Source organism: Mesorhizobium sp. M7A.F.Ca.MR.176.00.0.0 (assembly GCF_004023165.1).
Taxonomy (GTDB): domain Bacteria; phylum Pseudomonadota; class Alphaproteobacteria; order Rhizobiales; family Rhizobiaceae; genus Mesorhizobium.
Map to the genome: position 1 here is coordinate 39,845 of NZ_RZTC01000049.1, position 6,402 is coordinate 46,246.

6 protein-coding genes are annotated in these 6,402 nt (G+C 63.7%); 4 read left to right on the forward strand and 2 right to left on the reverse strand.

Annotated elements, in window-relative coordinates; translation table 11 throughout:
* The first annotated feature begins 115 nt into the window (after positions 1 to 115).
* The gene (locus tag EOB59_RS17885) at positions 116 to 2,185 is read left to right on the forward strand and encodes a hypothetical protein (RefSeq protein WP_245486668.1); all 2,070 of its coding nucleotides are present in this window, start codon (positions 116 to 118) and stop codon (positions 2,183 to 2,185) included.
* Positions 2,186 to 2,342: 157 nt separating this feature from the next.
* Here the strand turns inward: EOB59_RS17885 and EOB59_RS17890 are convergent, their stop codons facing one another.
* Both EOB59_RS17890 and mntR read right to left on the reverse strand, forming a co-directional pair.
* A complete protein-coding gene (locus EOB59_RS17890; protein WP_127321885.1) occupies positions 2,343 to 2,531 on the reverse strand; it encodes a hypothetical protein in 189 nt (62 codons plus the stop codon).
* Between the two features lie 90 nt (positions 2,532 to 2,621).
* Positions 2,622 to 3,071 (reverse strand): manganese-binding transcriptional regulator MntR, encoded by a 450-nt coding sequence (gene mntR, locus EOB59_RS17895; RefSeq protein WP_127271216.1) that lies wholly within the window; start codon positions 3,069 to 3,071, stop codon positions 2,622 to 2,624.
* A gap of 235 nt (positions 3,072 to 3,306) precedes the next feature.
* On the opposite strand from mntR, the gene EOB59_RS17900 reads away from it, so the two are divergent.
* The 3 genes from EOB59_RS17900 (at position 3,307) to EOB59_RS17910 (ending at position 6,348) form a co-directional block, all read left to right on the forward strand.
* On the forward strand, positions 3,307 to 4,671 hold the full coding sequence (locus EOB59_RS17900) for an Nramp family divalent metal transporter (RefSeq protein WP_127809602.1): 1,365 nt from the start codon (positions 3,307 to 3,309) through the stop codon (positions 4,669 to 4,671).
* An 81-nt stretch (positions 4,672 to 4,752) separates the two neighbouring features.
* Positions 4,753 to 5,595, forward strand: coding sequence for a protein-L-isoaspartate O-methyltransferase (locus EOB59_RS17905; RefSeq protein ID WP_164895679.1), 843 nt, complete (start codon positions 4,753 to 4,755; stop codon positions 5,593 to 5,595).
* Between the two features lie 102 nt (positions 5,596 to 5,697).
* Positions 5,698 to 6,348 carry a dihydrofolate reductase family protein gene (locus EOB59_RS17910; protein ID WP_127399421.1) on the forward strand — a complete coding sequence of 217 codons (651 nt, stop codon included), beginning with the start codon at positions 5,698 to 5,700 and terminating at the stop codon, positions 6,346 to 6,348.
* Positions 6,349 to 6,402 lie beyond the last annotated feature (54 nt).

The window sequence follows — 6,402 nt, forward strand, 5'->3', positions numbered from 1 at the left end:
CTCCAAGTCACAGCATTTTTCCAGACCGCGGCGGTTCTGGCATGACGGCCTCACCGCTCTGGCCGAGAGTGCGCAAGGCCTGTAGCATTGCTCGTGGATGGGGGATGTATTGGGCTTGAAGACGATCGGTTCGTTCCTGTCGCTGATTGCGGCGTTGTTTTGCCTCGGCACGCCGGTAGCCGGCGCGGTGACGCTCGATTCCAGCGTTGCCGTCACCGACCCCGCCACCTTGCAGGCATTGGAGCGTGGCGGACTGTCGATCAGCCGCCTGCTGGGGCCAGCGCTCGGCCTGACCCGCGAGGTCGACAATCGCGGTCTGTTCTCGGTACCGGCTTTGGCGACGGTGCGCGACACAGTCAAGCAGCAGATCGCCGACGAGCCGAAGACCAGTCCGGACCCCTATGTCGCCGACATGGCCAGATCGAAGGACACCAGCCAGAAATTCAATCCAAAATACATCGACGACGACGGCTCGACGCTGGACCTCACCGGCGTCGTCAACCGCATGGACCGCGGCTATCTCGGCCACACTGAATGCGGCGAGATCCGGCTGATCTATCGCTTCCACTATTCGATTGCTGAAAAGCCGGTGAAGGGAAAGGGAGGCCAGCGCATTTCCTCGCGGCTGCCGCTGACCATGAGCCTGGTGTTCAACGCCAAACCCAGGCAGGCACAAGCGCGCGCCTCCAAGGACCTGCCAAGCGCCACCGACGGGTCCTGCGCCGATGTTGCCCAGCGCTGGCTGGCAGCCGGAAAGAAAGACCTGCCACCCGACCAGCTTGCCGCCTGGCTGCGCTCCGACGAGGGGCCGCTGTCGGGCGCCATGCTCAAGTCGTCGCAGATCATGCGACTCGAACTCAACATGCAGGTGCTGCGCCTGTCTGCCTCGACGCGGCGCGATTTCGGCGGTCATGCCGAATACCTCCTGAAGATCTTCAAATGGGATCCGGCGACGTCCAGCTTCTATGAAGCGAAGATGGAAAACCAGATCGACCGCGCCACCGTGCTGGCCGACAAGCCGTCTTTCGCCAAATGGCTGCTCACCGACCGCAACATCTACGACCTCGACCATGGCCGGCTGGTCATCGATGAAAAATTCCTGGCCAGGAGCGCCGTCTCCGTCGCACCCGGCGGCCTCAGCCGGTCGCAGAACAACATCGTCTACGGGCTGGTCGACGACGCCGACATCGACAAGGCGCTGAAGGACTACGTCGCCAGGGGCAATACGCTCGCCACCATCAAGTCGGCGGCCGGCTTCAAATTGCGGCTCAACGAGATGAGCTGCACCGGTTGCCATCAGACGCATGGCATTGCCGGCTTTCATTACACCGGCGCCGATCCGGCCAGCGAGCCGCGCCGCAACGCCGTCTTCGTGCCGGGCTCGGCTGTGTTCTTCGCCGACCTGCCGCGCCGCCGCGCCATCGTCGAGCAGTTCGCCGCCGGCAGTCACCCGGACTTTACGCGCGGCTTCGCCGCCCGTCCGGACGCCAGATATGCCGAGGCGCTGAAAGGCACCGACCTCTACAATGGCTGGGGCTCGATCTGCTATCGCGGCGAGGACCCAAGTTTCAAGGACTGGACCTGCGGCACCGGCCTGCGCTGCGCTGGCGTCCATGAAAGCGCCATCCATCCGGGCTTCGGCACCTGCGTCAGCGAGGCCGGCACGGCCGTCGGCGACCCGGTCGAGTTCGGCGAGATCAAGATGTCGACCTGGGGCAACGACCAGTATTGCCGCCTCTCCCCGGCCACCGCCAAGGCCTGCGCCATCGACCCGGCGCGGGACAAGAAGCCGCCGGTCAAGCTCGCCGGCTATGGCGCGGCGCGCCAGCGCTACGACAATCCGCAGCAGAAGACCGGCGGCTTTCCCGGTGGCATGCTGCGCAAGGCGAGCTGCGACAAGCTTCCCGGCGAGGCGACGTGCGGACGTCTGGCCAAGACCGGCTTCAACGACTGCATCGCGTCGGGCAAGGACCACAAATTCTGCACGAAGGAATTCACCAAGACCGCCGGCCTGCGCGCCTGCGACAAGGCGCATCCCTGCCGCGAGGACTATATCTGCACCGCAGGCTATGACGATCTGGTGCAGGCAAAAGCCGGCAAAGGCACCTGCATCCCGCCCTATTTCATCTTCCAGTTCCGCGTCGACGGCCACCCGCGCAGCTGGGTGCAGGATGTCAGGGAGTGAGGGAACGGTTTGCCGCAGGCAAATTGAAAGGTCCACTGGACCTTTCAAAAGGCTCGAACGCCCGCAGCCATAGCGGAGGGCGATAGACACTGCCGCAAGAAAGGACGTAAACCACGTCCAACAGCGGCCTTGGCCTGCAGCCAATCACGTCAGACGCCTAATCTTCCTGTTTGGCGCCGGCGCTCTTGCCGTCAGAGCTCTTCGACCGTTCCTCGAAACGCGCCGCGCCCTTTTTAAGCGGACGGCCGGTTTCCGCCTCGGTCTTGCGCTCGTCCCTCGCCGCCGCCTGTTTCAGTCCCGCGGCCGCCTGCTTGCCCTTTGCGGTCGGTGCTTGTTCGATGCCCATCGCTTCCTCCGTTCGCGCGACAAAACGCGCGCTGTCGGGAGCAACGTGCCCGGCGTGCGACGGTTCCGGCAGCGCCGGAAATCTGGCGGCTCAGCGCGCCGTCATCGCCTTGCGGAAAGCTTCCAGCGTCTCGGCGCTGACATGGTGCTCGATGCCTTCGGCGTCGATGCGCGCCGTCTCGGCGCTGACACCAAGCGAGCGCAAAAAGGCTTCCACCGTCTGATGGCGGATGCGGCTTTGCTCCGCGACCTTGCGGCCGGCATCGGTCAGGAACACGCCGCGATAGGGCTTTCTCGACACCAGGCCGTCGGCGCACAGCCTGGTCAGCATCTTGGCCACTGTCGGCTGGGCGACGCCCAGGCGTGCGGCGATGTCCACCTGGCGCGCCTCGTTGCCGTCTTCGATCAGGTCGGCGATCAGCTCGACATAATCCTCGACCAGCGCGCTGCGGCGCGCTTCGCGCTGCTGCCGGAAGCCCTCCGAATGAATTTCGGCGTCAAGCAGCGGCTCGCGCGGGACCGGTCTGTTCTTCAGCGCCAATACGCGCTCCTCCCAGGACTATTTGCCATCCATGCTTTCATAGCACGGGCTCTGATTCTTCAGGCCGTTTATTTGCATTGCGCCACAGGTGCAACCAGCGCTTCCGATTGCCGTTTCCACCCGATGACCGCCGGCCGGATGAAAAGCAACGACAATGAAATATAGCATATTGCATAATGTTGAGCCATGGCATAGCTTAGGGAACATCGCCCAGTCTCCCGGAAAGCCCTCCCCCATGTCCGAAGCCGAAGCCACAGCCTCCCGTTCCTCATGGCGGTTCGCCAGGCCCGACGAGGACGAGCAGCCCAGCCTGCGTGAAGTCAATTCCTCCATCGCCGTTCCGAGTTCGGGGGTCTGGTTCCGCCGCCTGTTCGCCTTCATGGGTCCCGGTTACATGGTCTCGGTCGGCTATATGGATCCGGGCAACTGGGCGACCGATCTCGCCGGCGGCGCGCAGTTCGGCTACACGCTGCTGTTCATCATCATGCTGTCCAACCTGATGGCGATCCTGCTGCAGGCGTTGGCGGCACGGCTCGGCATCGCCACCGGCCGCGACCTCGCCCAGGCCTGCCGCGCCTACTATCCCCGTCCGGTCAATTTCGTGCTGTGGATCGCCTGCGAACTGGCCATCATCGCCTGCGACCTGGCCGAAGTCATCGGCACCGCGATCGCGCTGCAACTCCTGTTCGGCATTCCGCTTATCAGCGGCGCCATGCTGACGGCGCTCGACGCCTTCCTCGTGCTGCTGCTGATGAACAAGGGCTTCCGCTATCTCGAAGCTTTCGTCATCGCGCTGCTGATCATCATCTTCAGCTGCTTCGCCATCCAGATCTTTGTCGCCGCCCCGCCGGCAGGCTCGATCCTGCATGCCATGTTCGTGCCGTCGTCGCAGATCGTCACCAACCCGGAGATGCTCTACATCGCCATCGGCATCATCGGCGCCACCGTCATGCCGCATAATCTCTATCTGCACTCCTCTATCGTGCAGACCCGTGCCTATGAGCGCACCGACAAAGGCAAGCGCGACGCCATCAAATGGGCAACGACGGACTCGACCATCGCCCTGATGCTGGCGCTGTTCGTCAATGCCGCCATCCTGATCGTGTCGGCGGTCGCCTTCCACAACACCGGCCACCAGGATGTCGCCGAGATCGGCCAGGCATTCGAGCTGCTGTCGCCGCTGCTTGGCTTGAGCATCGCCTCGATCCTGTTCGCGGTGGCGCTGCTGGCGTCCGGCCTGAACTCGACGGTGACGGCAACGCTTGCCGGCCAGATCGTCATGGAGGGTTTCCTGCGCCTGCGCATCCCCAACTGGGCACGCCGGCTCTTGACGCGCGGCCTCGCCATCATCCCGGTGGTGGTCGTCACCGCGCTCTATGGCGAAAAGGGCACCGGCCAGTTGCTGGTGTTCAGCCAGGTGATCCTGTCGATGCAGTTGCCTTTCGCGGTCGTCCCGCTGGTGCAGTTCGTCTCCGACAAAAAGAAGATGGGCAATCTCGCCATTCCGCGCGGCGTCGCCGCCCTTGCCTGGGTAGTCGCCGCGGTGATCCTGGGGCTCAACTTCAAGCTGCTCTACGACACCATCTTCGGCATCGGCTAAGCTCCGCTTCGAAAATCAACTACCGTGCGCAAAGGGTAGTCTCGCGACAAATCGACAATCCGCGCTATGTTGTCCCGCAGCATGGCCGGGATCGAAGACATCAGGAAATTCTACGCGCGGCTGCTGGTCGCCCATGCCGGCTCGCCCGATCCACGCCTGGAAGCGGCTTTCGCCGAGGTGCCGCGCGAAGCGTTTCTCGGTCCCGGTCCGTGGACGGTCATCGCCGGCAACGGCAAGGTCACGACGCCGAGCGCCGACCCGGCCCATGTCTACCAGAACGTGCTGGTGACGCTCGACGACGACAAGGGCATCAACAATGGCGAGCCCTTCCTGCATGCCATGTGGATCGGAAAGCTTGCGGCTAAACCTGGCGAGGCCGTCACTCATATCGGCGCCGGCACCGGCTACTACACCGCCGTGCTGGCCAGGCTGGTTTTACCAGGCGGCACCGTCACCGGCTTCGAACTCGACGAAAAGCTGGCCGATCTGGCGCGCAAAAATCTCGAAGCATATGGCAATGCAACGGTCGTCCATGGCGATGCGGTGACGACGCCCCTGCCGCCATCCGACATCATCTACGTCAATGCTGGCGTCGCAGCGCCACCAGCAGGGTGGCTGAAGGCGCTGCGGCCCGGCGGCCGCATGATCTTCCCCTGGCGCCCGGCCGAGCGCGTCCCGCTGGCGGTGATGGTGATCCGCACCGAAAAAGGCTTCGCCTGCGATCCGTTCATGCGATCGTGGTTCATTCCCTGCGTCGGCGCCTCGCTCGCAGACTCAGCGTCGAGGATCCCGACCCGCGAGCAGGCCGCGCGCAGCCGCTCGATCTGGCTGGTGCAGGACAGGGCGCCGGACGACACCGCCACCGCCATATCGGGCGATGTCTGGTTCTCGTCGGAAGATCTCCACCCCGGGCCTCGCAAATGATGGTGGTTCGCCAAAATTTATATGTCGGACTGGTGGCTCGTCGCCCGTCCTTGGGCTGAAGTCCGGCCACGACGGCGTGGACAGAAGAACGGGAGCACTGGAATGAGAAAGATCATCTCGGCGACATTCGTCAGCCTAGACGGCGTCATGCAGGCGCCCGGCGGCCCGCAAGAGGATCCGGTCGGCGGCTTCAAGTTCGGCGGCTGGACCTTCCATTACTTCGACGAGGCGGGGAGCGCAGCCATGGATGAACTGTTCTCCAAGCCTTTCGCCCTGCTGCTCGGCCGCAGAACCTACGACATCTTCGCCGCCTACTGGCCGTATCAGAAAGATTCGATCGCGGATGCCTTCAACCCCGCGACCAAATATGTGGCGACGCATCGGCCTGACACCCTCACCTGGCAGAACACGCAATCGCTCGGGCCTGATATCGTTGCGGAGTTGCGCCGTCTCAAGCAGGAGGATGGCCCTGACCTGCTCATCCAGGGATCCGGCGATCTGATCCAGACCTTGCTCGCCAACGGGCTGATCGACGAAATTCGGCTGATGATCTTCCCGCTGTTGCTGGGCAAGGGCAAGCGGCTGTTCGGCGACAGCGCGATGCCGGCCGCCTTCAAGCTCATCAAGTCGCAGGCAACCAGCACAGGCGTCATCATGGCGACCTACGAACGATCAGGCGAGATCAAGGTCGGCTCGTTTGTCACAGGGGAGCCATCCGAGGCCGAGCTCGAACGGCGCAAGAACTGGAAGTAGCAGGACCTGGGTTCCTCGCCCCACGATGAAAGATCGACCCCCACTCCGTCTCGG

Bases quoted from the DNA above. Each gene is read 5' to 3' on its own strand.
- EOB59_RS17890 (WP_127321885.1), bottom strand. From the start codon at position 2,531: ATGGGCATCGAACAAGCACCGACCGCAAAGGGCAAGCAGGCGGCCGCG.
- EOB59_RS17900 (WP_127809602.1), top strand. From the start codon at position 3,307: ATGTCCGAAGCCGAAGCCACAGCCTCCCGTTCCTCATGGCGGTTCGCC.
- EOB59_RS17905 (WP_164895679.1), top strand. From the start codon at position 4,753: ATGGCCGGGATCGAAGACATCAGGAAATTCTACGCGCGGCTGCTGGTC.
- EOB59_RS17910 (WP_127399421.1), top strand. From the start codon at position 5,698: ATGAGAAAGATCATCTCGGCGACATTCGTCAGCCTAGACGGCGTCATG.